Below are 17,435 nucleotides of genomic sequence, written 5' to 3'. Positions count from 1 at the left end.
GGAGAGGAACCATGCTTGCACCTGCCCGGCCCATCAATCTGGCGATCGTCGGTGTCGGGAACTGCGCGAGTTCGCTGGTGCAGGGGCTCGCCTTTTATGCTGATGGCCGCAACGACCTCACCGGGCTGCGGCAATGGGAGATCGGCGGCTACAGACCCACAGATATTCGCGTCGTTGCCGCGTGGGACATTGACCGGCGCAAGGTCGGTCGGGATGTCGCCGACGCGATTCTGGCCAAGCCGAATTGCACCGCGCTGTTTTGCGCCGAGGTGCCGCCGACCGGCACGCTCGTCGAGATGGGGCCGGTGCTCGACGGCATGGCGGAGCATATGGCGGACAGCGCCGCCGACCGCACCTTCCTGCCAGCCGACACTATCGAGGCCGGCCACGCGTCGGTCGTCGATCGGCTGCGCGCCGAACAGGTCGACGTGATGATCAACTATCTGCCGGTTGGCTCGCAGCGGGCGACGGAATTCTATGCGGAATGCGCGATCGAGGCGGGTGTCGCCTTCGTAAATGCCATCCCGGTCTTCATAGCGAGCGACCCGGCTTGGGCCGCTCGGTTCGAGACGGCAGGCGTTCCGGTGATTGGCGACGACATCAAGGCGCAGCTCGGCGCCACCATCGTGCACCGCGTGCTGACCGACCTGTTCGCCAAGCGCGGCGTCAAGCTCGATCGTACCTATCAGCTCAACACCGGCGGCAATACCGACTTCCTCAACATGTCGAACCGGTCACGCCTTGCCTCCAAGAAGATATCCAAGACCGAAGCGGTGCAGGCCGTGGCCGAGCAGCGGCTCGCCGACGAGAATATCCATATCGGTCCGTCGGACTATGTGGCGTGGCAGAACGACAACAAGGTATGCTTCCTGCGCATGGAGGGGCAGCTGTTCGGCGGCGTGCCGATGAACCTCGAACTGCGGCTATCGGTCGAGGACAGCCCCAATTCGGCCGGCGTGGCGATCGACATGATCCGTTGCGCGAAGCTGGCGCGCGATCGCGGGCTCGCCGGGCCGATCGATCCGGCTGCCGCCTATTTCTGCAAGCATCCGCCACGGCAGATGAGCGATGACGCGGCCCATGCCGCACTCGAGCGCTTCGTCCGCGACGGACCTACGAACCGGCCGCAGGCTTGAGATGGGCGGCCAGATGCTTGTTCATCTCGAACATCGACGCTTCCTTCTTGCCGAACACCTTGGCCAGCTTGTCGTCGGCCTTGATGTTGCGCCGGTCCTTCGCGTCCTGAAGGTCGTTTTTCTTGATATATTCCCACACCTTGCTGACGACGTCGGCACGCGTCATTGGCTTGGAACCTACAATCTCGGCCAGTTCGTCGGACGGCTGTACCGGCCGGTGAAGGCCATCGGCCTTTGCGCCGCTCTTCTTGGTCGCTGGCATAATCATTCTCCCAATTTCAGGCAGCCGCTCAAACGCTCCTTCGCGGCGTGCGGGTCCATCAAGTGCGCGAGGTTAGGATGAACGGAAACATGATGTCGGCAGCTGTCGTGACCGCGCCCGGAAAGATCCGCGTCGATCGGGTGCCGATCCCCGTGCCCGGCGCGGGCCAGGTCCGGGTTCGGCTCGAGGGTTGTGGCGTCTGCGCTTCGAACCTCGGCCCCTGGTCGGGACCCGAATGGCTGAACTTCCCGATGGAGCCCGGTGCGATGGGGCATGAAGGCTGGGGCGTCGTCGATGCGGTGGGGGCGGGGGTGGCGGACCTGCGGGAAGGCGATCGCGTGGCGGCGCTCTCCTACGCGAGCTACGCCGAATATGACATCGCAGAAGCGTCGGCCTGCGTGCGCCTGCCCGACAGCCTGCGCGATCTGCCCTTTCCGGGCGAGCCGCTCGGCTGTGCAATGAATATCTTCAGGCGCGCCGACATCCAGGCGGGACAGACCGTCGCCATCGTCGGCATCGGCTTCCTGGGCGCGATCCTGACCCGCCTCAGCCGCAACGTCGGCGCGCGCGTCATCGCCATATCGCGCCGCGACTATTCACTCGATGTCGCCCGCCGGCACGGCGCGGACGAGCTCATCCCGCTGGGCGATCATGGCGCCGTGATTGAACGGGTCAAGGCGCTGACCGGCGAACGGCTGTGCGAACGGGTGATCGAGGCGGTCGGCAAGCAGGCGCCGCTCGATCTGGCTGCCGAACTCACCGGCGAGCGCGGCAAGCTGATCGTCGCGGGCTATCATCAGGACGGGCCGCGGCAGGTCAATATGTGGCTGTGGAACTGGCGCGGCATCGATGTGATCAATGCCCATGAGCGCGATCCGGCGATTTACGTGCAGGGCATCCGCGAGGCCGTGGAGGCGGTTGCGAGCGGACGGCTCGACCCGCGTCCGCTGTTCACCCACAGCTATTCGCTGAGCGAACTCGATCACGCACTAGATGCCACGCGCGATCGCCCGGACGGCTTCCTCAAGGCGCTGGTGACCTTCGCATGAGCCGCGCTCCGCGCCTGGGCTTCCTCGGTGTCGGCTGGATAGGCCGGCACCGCATGGCGGCTCTGCTGAAGGCTGGCGCCCAAGCGGTCGCGCTCGCCGATCCGTCGGCCGAGAACATGGCGGAGGCGCTGCGTCTCGCCCCCGATGCCCGGCCGGTGGCCGATCTCGACGCGCTGCTCGACGAGCGGATCGACGGCCTCGTCATCGCCACGCCCAGCGCGCTCCATGCCGAGCAGGCGATCCAGGCGCTCGATCGCGGCCTGTCCGTGTTCTGCCAGAAGCCGCTCGGTCGCGATGCGCGCGAGGTCGAAGCGGTGCTCGCCGCCGCGCGACGGGCCGATCGCTGCCTCGGTGTCGATCTTTCCTATCGCTTCACCGAGGGCATGCAGGCGATCCGCCGGCTGATCGACGCGGGCGAACTCGGCCAGGTCTTCGCGGCCGATCTGACCTTCCACAACGCCTATGGACCGGACAAGCCATGGTTCTACGCTCCGGTGCTGTCGGGCGGGGGCTGCCTGATGGATCTTGGCGTCCACCTCATCGATCTTGCGCTGTGGACCTTGCGCTATCCGCCAGTGCGCAGCGTGTCGGGCCACCTCATGCACGCAGGCATGCCGATCGCGGACCGCACGCGCGTGGTCGAGGACTATGCTCTGGCCGAGATCGTGCTGGAGCAAGGGGCGGTTATTCGTATCGCCTGTTCGTGGCACCTGCCCGCCGGGCGGGACGCGGTGATCGGCGCGGAGTTCTTCGGCACCGCCGGCGGGGCGGCCATGCGCAACGTCGGGGGCTCGTTTCTCGATTTTACCGCGGAGCGCTTCCGCGGCACGTCCGCCGAGCGATTGAGCAGTCCGCCCGACGACTGGGGCGGGCGGGCAGCTTTCCACTGGCTGCGCAAGCTTGCCCTGCCACGCTATGATGCCGAGGCCGACCGGCTTGCCGACGTTGCCCGACTGATGGACCGGATCTACGCCGACGCGGCGCCCGTCTCCCAGGCGGCAAGATCGGCCGCATGACTTGGCCTAGTGCTGCCGCGGCATCGTGAAATTGTCGGCGTAGCTCTGGATCTTGAGCTTGCGATTGCCGCTGTGGACGACATGATAGTCGAGGCCCTCGCGTTCGGCATAGGCGATCGCTGCCTCGAGCGTCGGGAAGCTCAGCTGGATCTGGCCGCGCGTATCGCCCGATCCCTGCCAGCCGGTGAGGGGATCGGCCCGGCAGGCATAAGGCACGTCATACTCGAGCAGCCAGCCCTTGCCGTTACGCCGGCCCCATTGCATCGGATTCTCGACCTTGCGATAGATCCGCACCGCCATGGGGCCGCTACCAACTCGACTTGGTGACGCCCGGCAGCTGACCGCGCACTGCCAGGTCGCGCAGCATCACCCGTGCGAGGCCGAACTTGCGGTAATAGGCGCGGGGCCGGCCGGTCAGCGCACAACGGTTGCGGACCCTGGTCGGGTTGGCGTTGCGCGGTATCTCGGCCATCTTGAGGCGCGCGATCAGCCGCTCGGTTTCTTCGAGGCTCTCGTCGTCGGCGATTGCCTTGAGCCGTGCATATTTGCCTGCGAACTTCGCAACCATCTTCTTCCGCCGCTCATTCTTGTTCACCGAGCTTTTCTTCGCCATGACCGTCTCCGTCCTACCGAAAGTCCAACTTGATCAACGTGATGGTGCAGGCATTCACCTGTCATAGAACTGCGTTCGCTTTATCGCCGCCGCCTCACGGGCGGTCGAGCCCGGTCGACATAGGTAAAGGCGGCGAAGAGGCGCCGGCCTAGAATAGCGGCCAGAGGAGATGGCCATGGCAAAGCCCGGCGAAGGAACACCGAATTCGGATATCGATGGAGTCGACCAGGATATGCGGCCGGGCTTGCCTCCGGCCGATCCCGATTCAAACCGCGGCTCGGACCCGGGCGCGGAACTCGAGCGGGCGCGCGTCGAATCCAGGGGGCGCCCCAATAGTGGTCCCGCCTCTGGCGTCGCCTTTGCAGATGGCGAATGCAACGGGAAGCCGGATGACGTCCGCTCGGCCGGCCCTGACGCGATGCGCGACAAGCCGAAGGACTGGGACCATGTCGACCAAGCCTCGGACGAATCCTTTCCTGCCAGCGATCCGCCCGGTTGCGGGACGGGATAAGGCAGAACGCCGACTCGTGCACAGCTATTGCGAGGGCGGACGGGCCTGCGCATTTCCCGCGGCCTGGAGTGCGTTCTGCGCTTCGGCCGCAGGGTCGGCAGAGTCGTTCGCACGTAGGTCGTCCGCCGCGTTGCTCAACACGGCCGCGGCGGCGGGATCGCTCTGCGCCGCCGCGTTATCGAGCCGAGCCGCTACATTGTCGTTGGCGTCGTTGCCGCAGGCGGCGAGCACGAGCAGTCCGAGGAGAGGTGCACTTCGCATATCAGCCGCCCGATGGCGTCGTGCCCGTGGACGTGTTGCTTCCGGACATGTTGCCGCCCGACATGTTGCCGCCCGTCATGTTCCCACCTGACATGTTGCCGCCCTCGTCGCCGGGCATTGCCGTCGTATCGTTCGACATCACGGTGGCATCGTCGGCCGGCGGCACCATCATGTTGTCGCTGGTCGTATCGCTGCCTTGCGTGTTGCTGGTGGCCTGATCTCCTCTATTGCAGGCGCCGAGTGCGAGCAGGGCGACGATCGCCGCCGTCGTGTGAAGCTTCGCCATGCTATTTCTCCAACTTGAGGTTTTTAACCATCGTAAGATGCTGTTCGATAATCGGCACGGTGCCCGCGGCGGCCGTCTTGAGGGCCGGCGTGTCGCCGGACTTCGCATATGTGCTGTGCAGCGCCAGTGCTTCCTGATGCGCCTTCAACTGCTGCTTCACATAGAGCTTCTCGCGCGCGCCGCCGGATGCCTTCTCCAACGCGTCGATCATCGCCTGCTGTTTCGGCATGAGTTCGGGGGGCGGCACAGCCATCCCCGCCGACTGGGCCGCGCTGGTCAGTTGCTGCGTGGTGGTTGAATGATCGGTGATCATCATGTTCGCGAACTTGCGCACATCCTCGCTGGAGGTATCCTGCAGCACCAGCTGGCTAGACATCTTCTCGTAAAGGTCGCTGGCGCCAGCGGCGGCAATATAGCCCGACGCAGCTGTCGTCGGAGTCTGCGCGGGGCTCATGGTTGCTAGGCCAAGCACCATGGTCGCAGCTATATGATAACGCATGGCCGGCCTCCGTTTTACTGAGGGGGCGAAACGCCATGCGGCAACTTTAGTTTCAGAAATGCTTAATTATCTCGAAAATACTTAAGTGTATTATTAACCTATATTGTCGAGATCTGTTCGGATGCCATCCCGACTTCCTTTCAGCATCACTCTTCCCTAGGCGCATGCTCCCAGTGAAGAAGCGGACCCACCTCCACGAAAATCTGTTACGGACTGGCAAGGATCGAAACCGCTCGCGCGCGGTTCTGGGCCAGATGCAGCGAATGTTCATATGACACTCCAATCCGCGACCGCCTATGTTTTCCAGCCGCATGAACGGCCGATGTTGCCGGGATCGCCGGCGACGCCGGACCATCCGTTCGGGCGGCGCCTGGCCTATTTCGGCATTGGCGTGGTCGTTGGCCTGACCGGCGGCTTCGGCAATGCGCTGGTAAGTGCCAATATCGCCAACATTCAGGGCTCGCTCGGTCTGTATAGCGATCAGGCGGCCTGGTTGACGACGGCCTATCTCATGACCAACGTTTCGATGAGCCTGTTGCTGGTGAAGTTCCGGCAGCAGTTCGGGCTCGTCACTTTCGCCCGCCTCTTCTTGCCGGCCTATGTACTGCTGACCGCTGCGCATCTGTTCGTCCATCGCTACGAAACCGCGCTGGCGGTTCGCGCAATGAGCGGTATCGCCGCCTCGGCGCTGTCGACGCTCGCGCTGCTTTACGTGATGCAGGCAATGCCGGCGCCATGGCGGCTCAAGGGTATCGCGCTGGGCATAGGTATTCCGCAGCTGGCGACGCCGCTCGCGAGGCTCTTCTCCTCCGATCTGCTCGAGCGTGGCCAATGGACCATGCTTTACGTGTTCGAACTGGGCATGGCGCTGATCAGCCTCGGCCTGATCTTCCTGCTGCGGCTCCCACCCAGCGAAAAGATGAAGGCATTCGAGAAGCTCGATTTCGTGACCTTCGCCCTGTACGCGCCGGGCGTTGCGCTGCTCTGCGCCGTGCTGGGGCAGGGCCGCATCCTGTGGTGGACCGAGGCGCCGTGGCTTGGATATGCGACCTGCGGTGCGCTGCTGTTGCTGGCGGCGGCGGTGGTCATCGAACATAACCGCGCCAATCCGCTCCTGAACACGCGCTGGATGGCGAGCCGTGATATCCTCCGCTTCGCCATCGTTGCCATATCGGTGCGGGTTCTGCTTGCCGAACAGAGCTATGGCGCATTGGGATTGCTGACCGCCGTCGGTCTCAACAACGATCAACTGATCGGACTTTCGGTGGTCATGTCGGTCGCGACGGTCGCCGGCGTGATCCTGAGTGCGATGACGATCAACCCGCAAAATCTGGGCCGGCCATTATTCTGGTCGGTGGCGCTGATCGCCGTCGGCGCGTTCATGGATGCCGATGCAAGCAATCTGACCAGGCCTGCCGATATGTATGTGAGCCAGGCGCTGATCGCCTTCGCCGCCGTATTTTTCATGGGGCCGACACTGCTGATCGGGATGTTGCGCGCCTTGTCGAAGGGGCCGAACCATATCGTCAGCTTTTCGGCGCTGTTCAGCATCACCCAATCGCTTGGCGGGCTGGCGGGTGGCGCCTTTCTGGGTACCTTCCAGACGATGCGGGAGAAATTCCATTCGCATGCGATCGTCCAATCGCTCACACTGACCGATCCGCAGGTCGCCGCGCGGATCCAGACGCTAGGCGGCGCCTATGGCAAGGTGCTCGGCGACCCGTCGCTGAGGTCGGCCGAAGGGGCGGCGCTGCTGTCGCAGCAGGTAACGCGGGAGGCTAATATCCTGGCATTCAATGATATCTTCATGATGGTCGGCTGCCTCGCCTTGCTCGCCCTGCTCTGGATCGGGACGCGGCAGCTGAAGATGTATATCAGCGGGGTCAATCCGATGGCCGAACCGCTTCAGGCGCTGGCAAAGATGCGGGGGCAATGATGATGGATGACGCCAGTCGCGCGCGTGACGGTGAGCGGATCGAGGATCCGATCGAGACACCGGACGAGCCGACCACCGCCCCGCCTCCACAGGCTCCGACCGGCTGGGCGCCGCCACCCAACAGCCGTCGCGCCACGATCATCATCGCCGTGATCGTCCTGCTGGGCGTGGCGACTATCCTCTATGCCTGGGGTCTGCCGCCTTTCTCGTCGGCCATCCAGTCGACTGACAATGCCTATGTCCGCGGGCGCACGACGCTGATCAGTCCGCAGGTCAGCGGCTATGTGGTTGCCGTGCCGGTGCAAGACTTCCAGCACGTCAAGGCCGGGCAGGTCCTCGTCCGCATAGACGATCGGATTTATCGCCAGCGGGTCGATCAGGCGCAGGCCAATCTCAGCAGCCAGCTCGCCGCCCTCGCCAACTCCACACAGACGCGCCGCGCGCGCGAAGCCGCGGTGGGTTCGCAATCCGCTGCGGTCGAGAGCGCCCGCGCCCAGTTGGCGCGCGCCGAGGCCGATATGCGCCGGGTCGACGAACTCGTGGGACAGGGCTCGATTTCGCTGCGCGAGCGCGACCAGACCCGTGCCGCGCTGCTCGCCGCACAGGCCGCGGTCCGCCAGGCCCAGGCCTCGAACGTTATCGCGCGCGAGGACGTGGTATCGGTTCGCGTGAACCGCGGCGCGCTTCAGGCTGCTGTCGAAGGCGCGCAGGCGGCGCTGCGGCTCGTGCGGATCGATCTCGCCAACACTATCATCCGGGCGCCGGCGGACGGCCAGGTCGGAGAGGTCGGCGTCCGACTCGGCCAATATGTCACGGCCGGCACGCAGTTGCTGTTCGTGGTGCCGCGGCAGCTGTGGATCACCGCCAATTACAAGGAAGCGCAGACCGCCGACATGCGGCCGGGCCAACCCGCCAGCTTCACCGTCGACGCACTCGGCGGCAAAAAGCTGACGGGCCATGTCGAGAGCCTGGCCCCTGCGACCGGTTCGGAATTCGCGGTGCTCAAGCCCGACAATACCACTGGCAACTTCGTAAAGGTCGCGCAGCGCATCTCCGTCCGCATCGCCGTCGACCCGGACCAGTCGCTCGCGGCTCGGTTGCGGCCGGGCATGTCGGTCGAAACGCGGATCGATACGAGCGACAGATGAGGGTTCTTGTCGCCGGAGCAGTCTTTTGCGCGCTGACGGGCTGCATGATCGCGGAGCCGCCGGTACCCCCGCAGGCTGCGGTCCAGCCGGTGTCGGGCTGGCGCACGCCGGTTTCGACGACCGAGCCGATCGGTGCGGAATGGTGGCGCGGCTATGGCGATCCGGTGATGACGCGGCTGATCGAGCGCGCGCTGGCCAGCAACAACGATGTCGCGATCGCCGCGGCCCGGGTGCGTGAGGCCGCAGCCACCGAGCGCCAGGCGCGGGCACTCCTGTTCCCGACGATAAGTGCGGGCGCAACGGGCGGTGTCAGCCGGAGCCTTTCGGCCTTCGGTACTTCCTCCACCGGCTCGTCGATCGAGCCGGAGGTGCAGGCCGCCTGGCAGCTCGATCTGTTCGGGCGGCTTTCCGATTTGCGCGGTGCGGCGCGCGAGCGATATCTGGCGAGCATGGCGGCACGCGATGCCGTCACGCTGTCGGTCGCCGCGGCCACTGCCAGCGGCTATATCACGCTGCGCGGTCTCGACGCCCGGCTCCAGGTGGCGCGCGATACGCTCGCTGCGCGTGCGGAAGCGCTCCGCCTCGCCCGCTCGCGAGCCCAAGCCGGCTATACTTCGGATCTCGAGCTGACCCAGGCGCAGTCGGAATATGAAGCCACCGCCCAGATCGTACCGCAGGTCCAGCGCGCCATCGCGGCGCAGGAGAATGCGCTGAGCGTGTTGCTCGGCGACAATCCGCGCGCGATCGAGCGCGGCGTCGATCTGGCGCGCCTTGCAGTCCCTGCCGTACCGGCCGGACTCCCCTCCGATCTGCTGCGCCGGCGGCCTGACATCGCCCAGGCGGAATTTCTGCTTGCTGCGAGCGATCGTAACCTGGCGTCGCAGCGCAAGGCCTATCTGCCCAATGTCCAGCTGAGCGGTTCGGGCAGCCTGCTCGTCGCGAGCGCGCTGGCCAATCCGGCCGAGCTCTTCACGCTGGGGGGATCGGTGCTCGCCCCGCTCTTCGATGCAGGCCGCGCCCGCGCCGCCGCCGATGCCGCAACCGCGCAGCGCGATCAGGCGGCGTTCGCTTATCGCGGCGCTGCACTGACGGCGTTTCAGGAAGTCGAGAACGCGCTGTCGACGCTCGACCGTCTGAACGCGGAACAACTGCACGTGCGGGCGCAGCGCGATGCCCTGGCGGAGGTGTTGCGCCATGCGAGAAACCGCTATCGCGCCGGCTATGCCGATTATCTGACCGAACTCGATGCCCAGCGCGGACTGCTCGCCGCCGAACTGGCGCTGGTCCAGAACGAAACCGATCGGCTCGTCGCCAGCGTTACTCTTTACCGAGCAATGGGCGGTGGGTGGGGCGCATGACGCGAACACGCATCGAACGCGCCGGCACGGATTGAAGCCGGCTTTGCGCTGACGTTATCGCGTCTCGACCGATGTCGCGCCGGCATCGTCCAGATAAGCGCGGGCTTTGGCGGCCAGCTCATCTTCGAGCTCGACCGAAACGACGATTTCTCCGCCCAGCGCGGGCTCGCCCCTCTTTTCATGGCTGGGATGGCCGCTCTCGACATCGGCGCCGGCCGGGGCAGTGCCTGCGCTATTCTCGCTGCCCGGCGCTTCGATGAAGATGTCGGTGCGTTCCACGCCGAGATCCTGGACGAGATGCTCGATCGCCAGTTCGGCGCCGCGCCGCGTCTCGAACCGTCCGATGATGGTTTGTCCCATGGTCGCTCCAGATGGCCTTTGAGCGCAAATAACGATCGGCATGCATTGCGGGCTCCGCACGCGGGATCGGTTCGGCGACACAGCGGCAGCATTCGCCGTGCTGCTGCTAATCCAGTTTAAGCCTTTGACCTTTTTCGGGATTGTTTCGCCTCTGCGGGTGAACCCTGCAGCACCTCGGCCGTTAACGAGGGCCCCGCAAGGAGAGGAAGCCCGATGGCACGCAACGGTGCGGAAATCCTGATCGACAGCCTGGCGAGCTTTGGCGTCGATACCATCTTCGGCATGCCCGGCGATGGCATCAACGGCATCATGGAAGCGATCCGCACCCGTGCCGGACAGATCCGGTTCATTCAGGTTCGCCACGAGGAATCGGCCGCATTCGCCGCTGCGGCCCATGCCAAATTCACCGGCCGGCTTGGCTGCTGCCTCGCCACGACCGGCCCCGGCGGCGTGCATCTTCTCAACGGGCTCTACGATGCGAAGCTCGATCGGGCCCCGGTCATCGCCATCACCGGCGCCCCTTATCATGATCTGACCGACAGCTTCACCCAGCAGGATATCGATCATAGCAAGGTCTTCATGGATGTTGCCGCCTATTCGGCACGGCTAATGGGCGCGCGCCATGTCGAAAATGCGGTCAGCCTGGCCTGCCGCCACGCTCTCGGGCGTCGCGGCGTCGCGCATCTGAGCGTTCCGATCGACGTGCAGGAGGAGGAAGAGCAGGCCGACGAGCCGTCCGATCGCAATGTTGCGCATCATGTTTCGCAGAATCCGGCGGCCGGCATGGTCATCGCCCCCGAAGCCGAACTCGATCGCGCCGCCGAGCTGCTCAACGGGGCGCAGCGCGTCGTCATCCTCGCTGGACAAGGCGCGCTCGGCGCCGTGCCGGAACTGATTGAGGCGGCCGATCGGCTCGGCGCGCCGATCGTCAAGGCGCTGCTCGGCAAGGGGCTGCTGCCCGACGATCATCCGCTGACTACCGGCGGCATCGGCCTGCTCGGCACGCGTCCCAGCCAGGAGGCGATCGAGCAGTGCGATGCGCTGCTGATCGTCGGATCGACCTTTCCCTATATCGAATATTATCCGAAGCCCGGTCAGGCGCGCGGCGTGCAGATCGATCATGATCCGACGCGTATCGGGTTGCGCTTTCCCGCCGAGGTAGGCCTGGTCGGCGACGCGCGGAAAAGCCTTGCTGCCCTCAACGCGCGTCTGACCCGCAAGGATGATCGAAGCTTCCTGGAACAGGCGCAGCAGGGCGCCGCAGCATGGCGCGATCTGCTGCGCTCGACTGCGGGCCGCGACGCCACGCCGATGCCGCCGGGGCGCATCGTTCGCGAAGTGGGCGACCGGCTCGACGACGATGCTGCGATCGTCTGGGATTCGGGGCACAATACCGGGCTGATGGCACGCTATGTCGTCGCAAAGGACAGGCAGCTGTTCGGCGGTTCAGGACTATCAGCATCGATGGCGTGCGGGCTACCCTATGCGATCGCCGCGGCGCTGGCCTTCCCTGGGCGGCAGGTGGTGGCGTTCATCGGCGACGGCGGGCTGTCGATGCTGATGGGCGAACTTGCGACGATCACGCGTTACCGGCTGCCGATCAAGATCGTGGTTATCAAGAACGGCACGCTCGGCCAGATCAAATGGGAACAGATGATGTTCCTCGGCAACCAGGAATATGAATGCGATCTCACGCCGATAGATTTCGTTGGGGTCGCGGAGGCGTGCGGCATCAAGGGCTGGCACGTCGAGGCGGCCGGCGATGTGCCCGCGGTGGTCGAAGCCGCGCTAGCCCATCCGGGCGCCGCGCTGATCGAGGCGGTGGTCGATCCTAACGAACCGCTGCTGCCGCCCAAGCGCATCGAGAAATATGCACGCAACCTGCAGGCGGCACTCGATCAGGGCACGCCCGGCGCCCGGGAGATCCGCGAAGCGCTGCATCGTGAACCTGCCCTCACCATGCTTCAGGACTGAAAGGAAAACGACATGGCACAGCTCACCGGCTTTGAAATCACCAGGCGCGACGAGGATTATCTGATCCATCTCAACACCGACGACGGCAACACCGTCGAGATCGTCGCGAGCTATGACCAGATGGACCTGATCGCCGAAGAGATCGACCGCCAGCTCGACAGCGATGAGGAGGATGCACTGGCTGCGGATGAAGACACCGAGGCGGATTCGTGATTGGGAGCCGGACGGCGGGCCTGATGCTGTTGGCATTGGCGCTGGCGGGGTGCAACATGCGCCAGGACATGGCCGGGCCGAACAGCAGCGAGTCCAAGCGCGCTGACAACGCCAGCAGCGTCGAGCCGATCGACCGGACGCCGATCAGTTCGACGCCGGGTGCAGCGCCCGACAACAGCACCGTGGAACCGCGCGACCCGGCAACGCGGTGATCGTGTAGTCGGTTCGAGCGCTTCAGGCAGCTTCGCCGGCGCGAAGGGGATCGAAGCGGACGATCTCGCGCAGGCTGACCAGCGTCTCGAACGCGCGGACGTTATCGTCGGAGGCAAGCACGTCGTCGGCGAAGCGTTGATAGGCTTCGATCGACGGGACCGACACGATCAGCAGGAAATCGGTTCGGCCGGTGACATTCCACGCGCCGATGACCTCGGGCCGCTGCTCGAGAGTCGCAGCGAATACGCGCTCCGCCTTCAACCCGCTGTGGATCAACTCGACGAGTACATGGATGGTAATGGCCGGCGTCAGTCGGGTCCTGTCGACCAGCGCCACGTCGGCAATGATAACCCCCGTAGAGCGCAGCCTGCGCAAGCGGCGCAGCACCGCACTCTCCGACAGCCCGACCTGCCCGGCGATCACGCGCGCAGGTTCCAGGGTGTTTCGCCTGACGATGTCGAGGATTCGCCGGTCGAAGGAGTCGAGGTCGACGGATTCAGTCATAGAGATGGCCCGTTTGCCTGTTTCCAGCACGTAGTAGCAGGAATAGGCGAACTCCGTCAGGGCGTTTCGGCTATCCACTCTTCATGTCCAGCATCACCTCGCCCAGACTCGCGGGCCTCTATCCCGCGCTACCCTATCTGTCGCTGCTGGGGTCGATCTTGGCCTTCTGCATCGGCACGTCCTTCGCCAAGCAGCTCTTCCCGCTGATCGGTGCAGAGGCGACGAGTGCCTATCGGGTCGGATTCTCGGCGCTGGTTCTGTTGCTGATCTGGCGGCCCTGGCAGGCGGGGCTGACCCGCGCCGACCTGATGGCCACTGTAAGATACGGCGCGGCGATGGGCAGCATGAACCTGTGTTTCTACATGGCCTTGCGAACGATCCCGCTTGGCCTGGCAATCGCCATCGAGTTTCTCGGGCCGCTGACGGTAGCGCTGCTGACCTCCCGCCGGCCTGCCCATTTCGCGATGGTCGGGCTGGCGATGGCGGGGCTGCTGCTCCTCCTCCCGATCCGCGCGGCGGACGATGCGCTCGATCCTGTGGGCATCCTCTTCGCGTTGGCGGCAGGAGTGTTCTGGGGGCTCTATATCGTCTTCGGCAAACAGACCGGCCACCTCCACGGTGGCCAGTCGGTCGCCCTCGGCATGGCGACAGCCGCGCTGCTGGTGGTGCCAGTCGGCGTCTACCAGGCGGGAAGCGCGCTGCTAGCGCCGGGCCTAATTTTGCTCGGCCTCGTCACCGCCATTCTATCGAGCGCGATACCCTATTCGCTCGAGATGGTTGCGCTGAAGCAGATTCCGTCGAACAGCTTCGGGGTGCTGCTCAGCGTGGAGCCGGCGGTCGGCGCGATCACGGGCGCAGTCCTGCTGGGCGAGCGGCTGACCGGGCTGCAGTGGCTTGCGGTCACTCTCGTTGTCGTCGCGTCGATCGGCACGATCCTCTCGACGCGCCCGAGCGGAAATAAGGCAGTGGTTAGAGCCTGATCATCTGAGGTGGAAGCGCTATGCGCTTCCGCCGATGATGTGAATCAGGCTCTATTCAAATAGTTACGACCTTGATCCAGCTTTCAGGCTGAATCAGCCTGAAACCATCAAGGTCTAGCCCGGGTGAATCAGGTCTGCCGAGGCCGCGTCAATTCTTCACCAATTGCCCCCGCACGGCCCCGCCCGGAAACGCTGGGTTGTGGATGTTGACGTAGAAGTCTTGCGACTTCGCGACCAGCGCGGTCGCCTTTTGCTCATCCACGGCGATGCAGTGCTCACCTGTGGCAAGCTCAGTAAAACCGATGAATACGGGGCCGTTTGCTCCAGCTGCTCCGCTATGGATATGCGCCATGGTCGGCGCATCGATGCCGGACCACGTCAGCGTATAACAGAGCTGGCCTTGTCCAGGCACGAGCCGGCCAGAGAAGCTGCCGGTACCGTCGGGATCGCCCTGGTTGGGCGCGCCTTGCGCATTGACCTCGTTGGCGCCGCTCAGCGTTGCGGAAAGCTTCACCCCGCGTTGGTGCTCCTTATCCGCTTTGGCAATCGCCGGTCCGGCCGCCGCCGCCAATGCCAAGGCGACGGGCAACGAAAGGGTCAGGAACTTTGCGTGCATGGTGTCTCTCCTGTCACGTGCCAACGGGTCGAGGTAGTCGCCGCCGCCTACAGGTAGATAACATGCCAAGCCGGAACTGCGAAGCGAGCCCCGCGCGCAGGGCCGCCGAACCCTGTTTAGCTAACTCAGGAAGCGCCCGAGGTCGGCGACCTCGATCATGACCTCGCGGCGGCCGACATGATCGGGCGTCGATACGATGCCGTCCTTTTCGAGCCGCTCGATCAGCCGCGCTGCCGAATTATAGCCCACGCGCAGTTGGCGTTGCAGCCAGCTCGTCGACGCCTTGCGGTTCTCGACTACCAGCTGGATGGCGCGGCGATAAGTCTGGGTCTCGGGATCATCTGGGCCAGAAGGCCCGCCCTCCATCGCGAAGCCCCCGTCCTCGGGCTCCTCGGTAACCGCATTGATATAATCGGGCGTGCCTTGGCTGCGCCAGTGATCGGCGACCGCGCGGACCTCGTCGTCGGAGACGAAGGGGCCATGGACACGGATGATCTGCTTGCCGCCTGGCATGTAGAGCATGTCGCCCTTGCCGAGCAGCTGTTCGGCGCCCTGCTCGCCGAGGATGGTGCGGCTGTCGATCTTGCTGGTCACCTGGAAGCTGATCCGGGTGGGCAGGTTCGCCTTGATGACGCCGGTGATGACGTCGACCGACGGCCGCTGAGTCGCCATGATCAGGTGGATGCCGGCCGCGCGAGCCTTCTGCGCGAGCCGCTGGATCAGGAACTCGACCTCCTTGCCGGCGGTCATCATCAGGTCGGCAAGCTCGTCGACGATCACCACGATCTGCGGCAGGGGCTCGAATTCGAGCTTTTCCTCCTCATAGATCGGTTGGCCCGTGTCGGCGTCATAGCCGGTCTGGACGCGCCGTCCGAGCGGCTGGCCCTTGGTCTTGGCGGCGCGCACCTTTTCGTTGAAGCTGGCAAGGCCGCGCACGCCGATCGAGGACATCATCCGGTAACGGTCCTCCATCTGCTCGACCGCCCATTTGAGCGCGCGGACGGCCTTGGGCGGATCGGTGACGACCGGCGAGAGCAGGTGGGGGATATCGTCGTAGATGCTGAGTTCGAGCATCTTGGGATCGATCATGATCATCCGGCACTGGTCGGGCGTCATCCGGTAGAGCAGCGACAGGATCATCGAGTTCAAGCCCACCGATTTGCCCGAGCCGGTGGTGCCGGCGACCAGAAGGTGGGGCATCGGCGCGAGATCGGCGATGACCGGATCGCCGCCAATATTCTTGCCGAGGACGAGGCCGAGCCCGGTGATGTCCTCGAACGCGTCGCTGGCGATGAGCTCGGACAGCGAAACCGATTCGCGCTTAGCGTTGGGCAGTTCGATGCCGATCACGGTACGGCCCGGGATCACCGCGATGCGCGCCGACATCGCCGACATGTTGCGCGCGATATCGTCCGCGAGGGCGATCACTCGGCTTGCCTTGATGCCGGCGGCCGGCTCGAGCTCGTACATGGTGACGACCGGGCCGGGGCGGATCTCGACGATCCGGCCCTTCACGTTGAAATCGTCGAGCACCGTTTCCAGCAGCCGCGCATTGCGCTCGAGCGCGGCCTTGTCGATCACCTTGTTGCCCGAGGGCGCTGGGGCTGCGAGCAGGCCGAGGCTGGGCAGCTTATAGGTGTCGCCGAGCGGCAGGCTGTTCTGCCGTTCGCGCGCGACCGCCTTGGCCGACGGCGCCGCCGCCTTCTTGCGGTCGGCGATCACCGGCGGCGGCGCGGCGTCGGCGCTCTCGTCGACCGGGGCGTAACGGGGCGGGCGCGCCGGGACGGGCACGCGGTCGATCGTCTCGAAATCGCTCTCGTCCTCGTCGTCGGCCATGTCGAAAGGTTCGGCGGGGCGGCGCGCATAGGCGCCGCGCCGGAACAGCCAGTCGCGTTCGTCGCTGAGCAGGCCGAGACCCCACGCCCAGAGCGACAGCCCCAGGATGGCGAACAGCGCCGCCGAGCCGAGCCGGATGCCATTGGCGAGCATCGGATCCGCAAGCTGGTCCAGTCCCATCGTGATCAGCGCCGCGCCGCCGAGCCCGAGGCTGCCGCCGAAGCCGGCGGGCAGGCCGGCGACAGAGCCGCCGCGAAACAGGGCCAGGCCGATCCCGAACAACAGCACCGCGAACAGCGCGATCGTCAGCGAGCGTCCCCAACGGCCGACCGGATGACCGCGCCACAACCGCAATCCCCAGACCAGCCCGAGCGGCAGGACGATCACCACCCCGGGGCCGAAGATGCTGAGCGCGACATCGGCGACCCAGGCGCCCGGCGCACCGAAGATATTCTGGGCTGGGCCACCGGCAGCGGTGTTCCACGCCGGATCGGTGACATGATAGCTGGCCAGCACGAAGCCGAGCGCGATCGTCGTGCCGAGCAGCGCGATCGCGGCAAGAATCGCGCCGGCCCGCCTGCCCAGGCCGGCCAGCGATTCGCGCCAGCCGCCCGGTTCGCCGCCCTCGCCGGCAATGGTGATGCTACGACTTGCCATGTCCGTG

At 65.3% G+C, this 17,435-nt stretch carries 21 protein-coding genes; 11 read left to right on the top strand and 10 right to left on the bottom strand.

Annotated elements, in window-relative coordinates; all coding sequences use genetic code 11:
* Positions 1-11 precede the first annotated feature (11 nt).
* Positions 12-1,136, top strand: a complete 1,125-nt coding sequence (locus AAC645_RS12680) for an inositol-3-phosphate synthase (protein ID WP_340316494.1) — start codon at positions 12-14, stop codon at positions 1,134-1,136.
* Here the strand turns inward: AAC645_RS12680 and AAC645_RS12675 are convergent.
* On the bottom strand, positions 1,114-1,398 hold the full coding sequence (locus AAC645_RS12675) for an SWIB/MDM2 domain-containing protein (RefSeq protein ID WP_340316492.1): 285 nt from the start codon (positions 1,396-1,398) through the stop codon (positions 1,114-1,116). The two genes, AAC645_RS12680 and AAC645_RS12675, sit on opposite strands and share 23 nt — an antisense overlap.
* A gap of 89 nt (positions 1,399-1,487) precedes the next feature.
* On the opposite strand from AAC645_RS12675, the gene AAC645_RS12670 reads away from it, so the two are divergent.
* A complete protein-coding gene (locus AAC645_RS12670) occupies positions 1,488-2,447 on the top strand; it encodes an MDR/zinc-dependent alcohol dehydrogenase-like family protein (protein ID WP_340316491.1) in 960 nt (319 codons plus the stop codon).
* Complete coding sequence (locus AAC645_RS12665; RefSeq protein ID WP_340316490.1) at positions 2,444-3,463, top strand: Gfo/Idh/MocA family protein; 1,020 nt, start codon at positions 2,444-2,446, stop codon at positions 3,461-3,463. Before AAC645_RS12670 ends, AAC645_RS12665 begins: the two co-directional genes overlap by 4 nt.
* 6 nt (positions 3,464-3,469) lie before the next feature.
* On the opposite strand, the gene AAC645_RS12660 is transcribed toward AAC645_RS12665, so the two are convergent.
* Positions 3,470-3,763: an NADH dehydrogenase ubiquinone Fe-S protein 4 gene (locus tag AAC645_RS12660; protein WP_340316489.1), complete on the bottom strand. Its 294-nt coding sequence runs from the start codon at positions 3,761-3,763 to the stop codon at positions 3,470-3,472.
* Between the two features lie 7 nt (positions 3,764-3,770).
* Entirely contained in the window at positions 3,771-4,076 is a 306-nt protein-coding gene (gene rpsN / locus AAC645_RS12655; RefSeq protein ID WP_340316488.1) for a 30S ribosomal protein S14, read from the bottom strand.
* Between the two features lie 175 nt (positions 4,077-4,251).
* On the opposite strand from rpsN, the gene AAC645_RS12650 reads away from it, so the two are divergent.
* Positions 4,252-4,587, top strand: a complete 336-nt coding sequence (locus AAC645_RS12650; RefSeq protein ID WP_340316487.1) for a hypothetical protein — start codon at positions 4,252-4,254, stop codon at positions 4,585-4,587.
* 24 nt (positions 4,588-4,611) lie between these two features.
* Here AAC645_RS12650 and AAC645_RS12645 read toward each other — a convergent pair whose 3' ends face one another.
* From AAC645_RS12645 to AAC645_RS12635, 3 genes are read right to left on the bottom strand one after another with little or no spacing between them, the layout of a single operon-like run.
* Positions 4,612-4,848, bottom strand: coding sequence for a hypothetical protein (locus tag AAC645_RS12645; RefSeq protein ID WP_340316486.1), 237 nt, complete (start codon positions 4,846-4,848; stop codon positions 4,612-4,614).
* Position 4,849: 1 nt separating this feature from the next.
* Positions 4,850-5,134: a hypothetical protein gene (locus AAC645_RS12640; RefSeq protein ID WP_340316485.1), complete on the bottom strand. Its 285-nt coding sequence runs from the start codon at positions 5,132-5,134 to the stop codon at positions 4,850-4,852.
* Position 5,135: 1 nt separating this feature from the next.
* Positions 5,136-5,588, bottom strand: a complete 453-nt coding sequence (locus tag AAC645_RS12635) for a DUF4142 domain-containing protein (RefSeq protein WP_340316483.1) — start codon at positions 5,586-5,588, stop codon at positions 5,136-5,138.
* A 316-nt stretch (positions 5,589-5,904) separates the two neighbouring features.
* Between AAC645_RS12635 and AAC645_RS12630 the strand changes: the two genes are divergently transcribed.
* Genes AAC645_RS12630 through AAC645_RS12620 form a run of 3 tightly spaced genes read left to right on the top strand, consistent with a single transcriptional unit; the run spans position 5,905 to position 10,075 of the window.
* On the top strand, positions 5,905-7,569 hold the full coding sequence (locus AAC645_RS12630) for an MFS transporter (protein ID WP_340316482.1): 1,665 nt from the start codon (positions 5,905-5,907) through the stop codon (positions 7,567-7,569).
* Positions 7,569-8,717 carry an HlyD family secretion protein gene (locus AAC645_RS12625; protein WP_422785832.1) on the top strand — a complete coding sequence of 383 codons (1,149 nt, stop codon included), beginning with the start codon at positions 7,569-7,571 and terminating at the stop codon, positions 8,715-8,717. Before AAC645_RS12630 ends, AAC645_RS12625 begins: the two co-directional genes overlap by 1 nt.
* Positions 8,714-10,075 carry an efflux transporter outer membrane subunit gene (locus tag AAC645_RS12620; protein WP_340316480.1) on the top strand — a complete coding sequence of 454 codons (1,362 nt, stop codon included), beginning with the start codon at positions 8,714-8,716 and terminating at the stop codon, positions 10,073-10,075. Before AAC645_RS12625 ends, AAC645_RS12620 begins: the two co-directional genes overlap by 4 nt.
* 54 nt (positions 10,076-10,129) lie before the next feature.
* On the opposite strand, the gene AAC645_RS12615 is transcribed toward AAC645_RS12620, so the two are convergent.
* A complete protein-coding gene (locus AAC645_RS12615; protein ID WP_340316479.1) occupies positions 10,130-10,435 on the bottom strand; it encodes a hypothetical protein in 306 nt (101 codons plus the stop codon).
* 213 nt (positions 10,436-10,648) lie between these two features.
* Between AAC645_RS12615 and AAC645_RS12610 the strand changes: the two genes are divergently transcribed.
* Genes AAC645_RS12610 through AAC645_RS12600 form a run of 3 tightly spaced genes read left to right on the top strand, consistent with a single transcriptional unit; the run spans position 10,649 to position 12,834 of the window.
* Complete coding sequence (locus tag AAC645_RS12610) at positions 10,649-12,409, top strand: thiamine pyrophosphate-binding protein (protein WP_340316478.1); 1,761 nt, start codon at positions 10,649-10,651, stop codon at positions 12,407-12,409.
* A 12-nt stretch (positions 12,410-12,421) separates the two neighbouring features.
* Positions 12,422-12,622, top strand: a complete 201-nt coding sequence (locus AAC645_RS12605) for a hypothetical protein (protein WP_340316477.1) — start codon at positions 12,422-12,424, stop codon at positions 12,620-12,622.
* A 23-nt stretch (positions 12,623-12,645) separates the two neighbouring features.
* Positions 12,646-12,834, top strand: a complete 189-nt coding sequence (locus tag AAC645_RS12600; protein WP_340316476.1) for a hypothetical protein — start codon at positions 12,646-12,648, stop codon at positions 12,832-12,834.
* Between the two features lie 22 nt (positions 12,835-12,856).
* Here AAC645_RS12600 and AAC645_RS12595 read toward each other — a convergent pair whose 3' ends face one another.
* Positions 12,857-13,339 carry an Lrp/AsnC family transcriptional regulator gene (locus AAC645_RS12595; RefSeq protein ID WP_340316475.1) on the bottom strand — a complete coding sequence of 161 codons (483 nt, stop codon included), beginning with the start codon at positions 13,337-13,339 and terminating at the stop codon, positions 12,857-12,859.
* 83 nt (positions 13,340-13,422) lie between these two features.
* On the opposite strand from AAC645_RS12595, the gene AAC645_RS12590 reads away from it, so the two are divergent.
* Complete coding sequence (locus AAC645_RS12590; protein WP_340316474.1) at positions 13,423-14,319, top strand: EamA family transporter; 897 nt, start codon at positions 13,423-13,425, stop codon at positions 14,317-14,319.
* Positions 14,320-14,467: 148 nt separating this feature from the next.
* Here the strand turns inward: AAC645_RS12590 and AAC645_RS12585 are convergent, their stop codons facing one another.
* Together AAC645_RS12585 and AAC645_RS12580 are read right to left on the bottom strand one after the other, a co-directional pair.
* Positions 14,468-14,935 carry a CHRD domain-containing protein gene (locus AAC645_RS12585; protein ID WP_340316473.1) on the bottom strand — a complete coding sequence of 156 codons (468 nt, stop codon included), beginning with the start codon at positions 14,933-14,935 and terminating at the stop codon, positions 14,468-14,470.
* Between the two features lie 120 nt (positions 14,936-15,055).
* Positions 15,056-17,428: an FtsK/SpoIIIE family DNA translocase gene (locus AAC645_RS12580; protein ID WP_340316472.1), complete on the bottom strand. Its 2,373-nt coding sequence runs from the start codon at positions 17,426-17,428 to the stop codon at positions 15,056-15,058.
* Positions 17,429-17,435: the final 7 nt, after the last annotated feature.

This window comes from Rhizorhabdus argentea, assembly GCF_037861105.1.
In the GTDB taxonomy this organism is placed as follows: Bacteria; Pseudomonadota; Alphaproteobacteria; order Sphingomonadales; family Sphingomonadaceae; genus Rhizorhabdus; species Rhizorhabdus argentea.
This window is presented reverse-complemented; position numbering and strand designations above follow the sequence as displayed.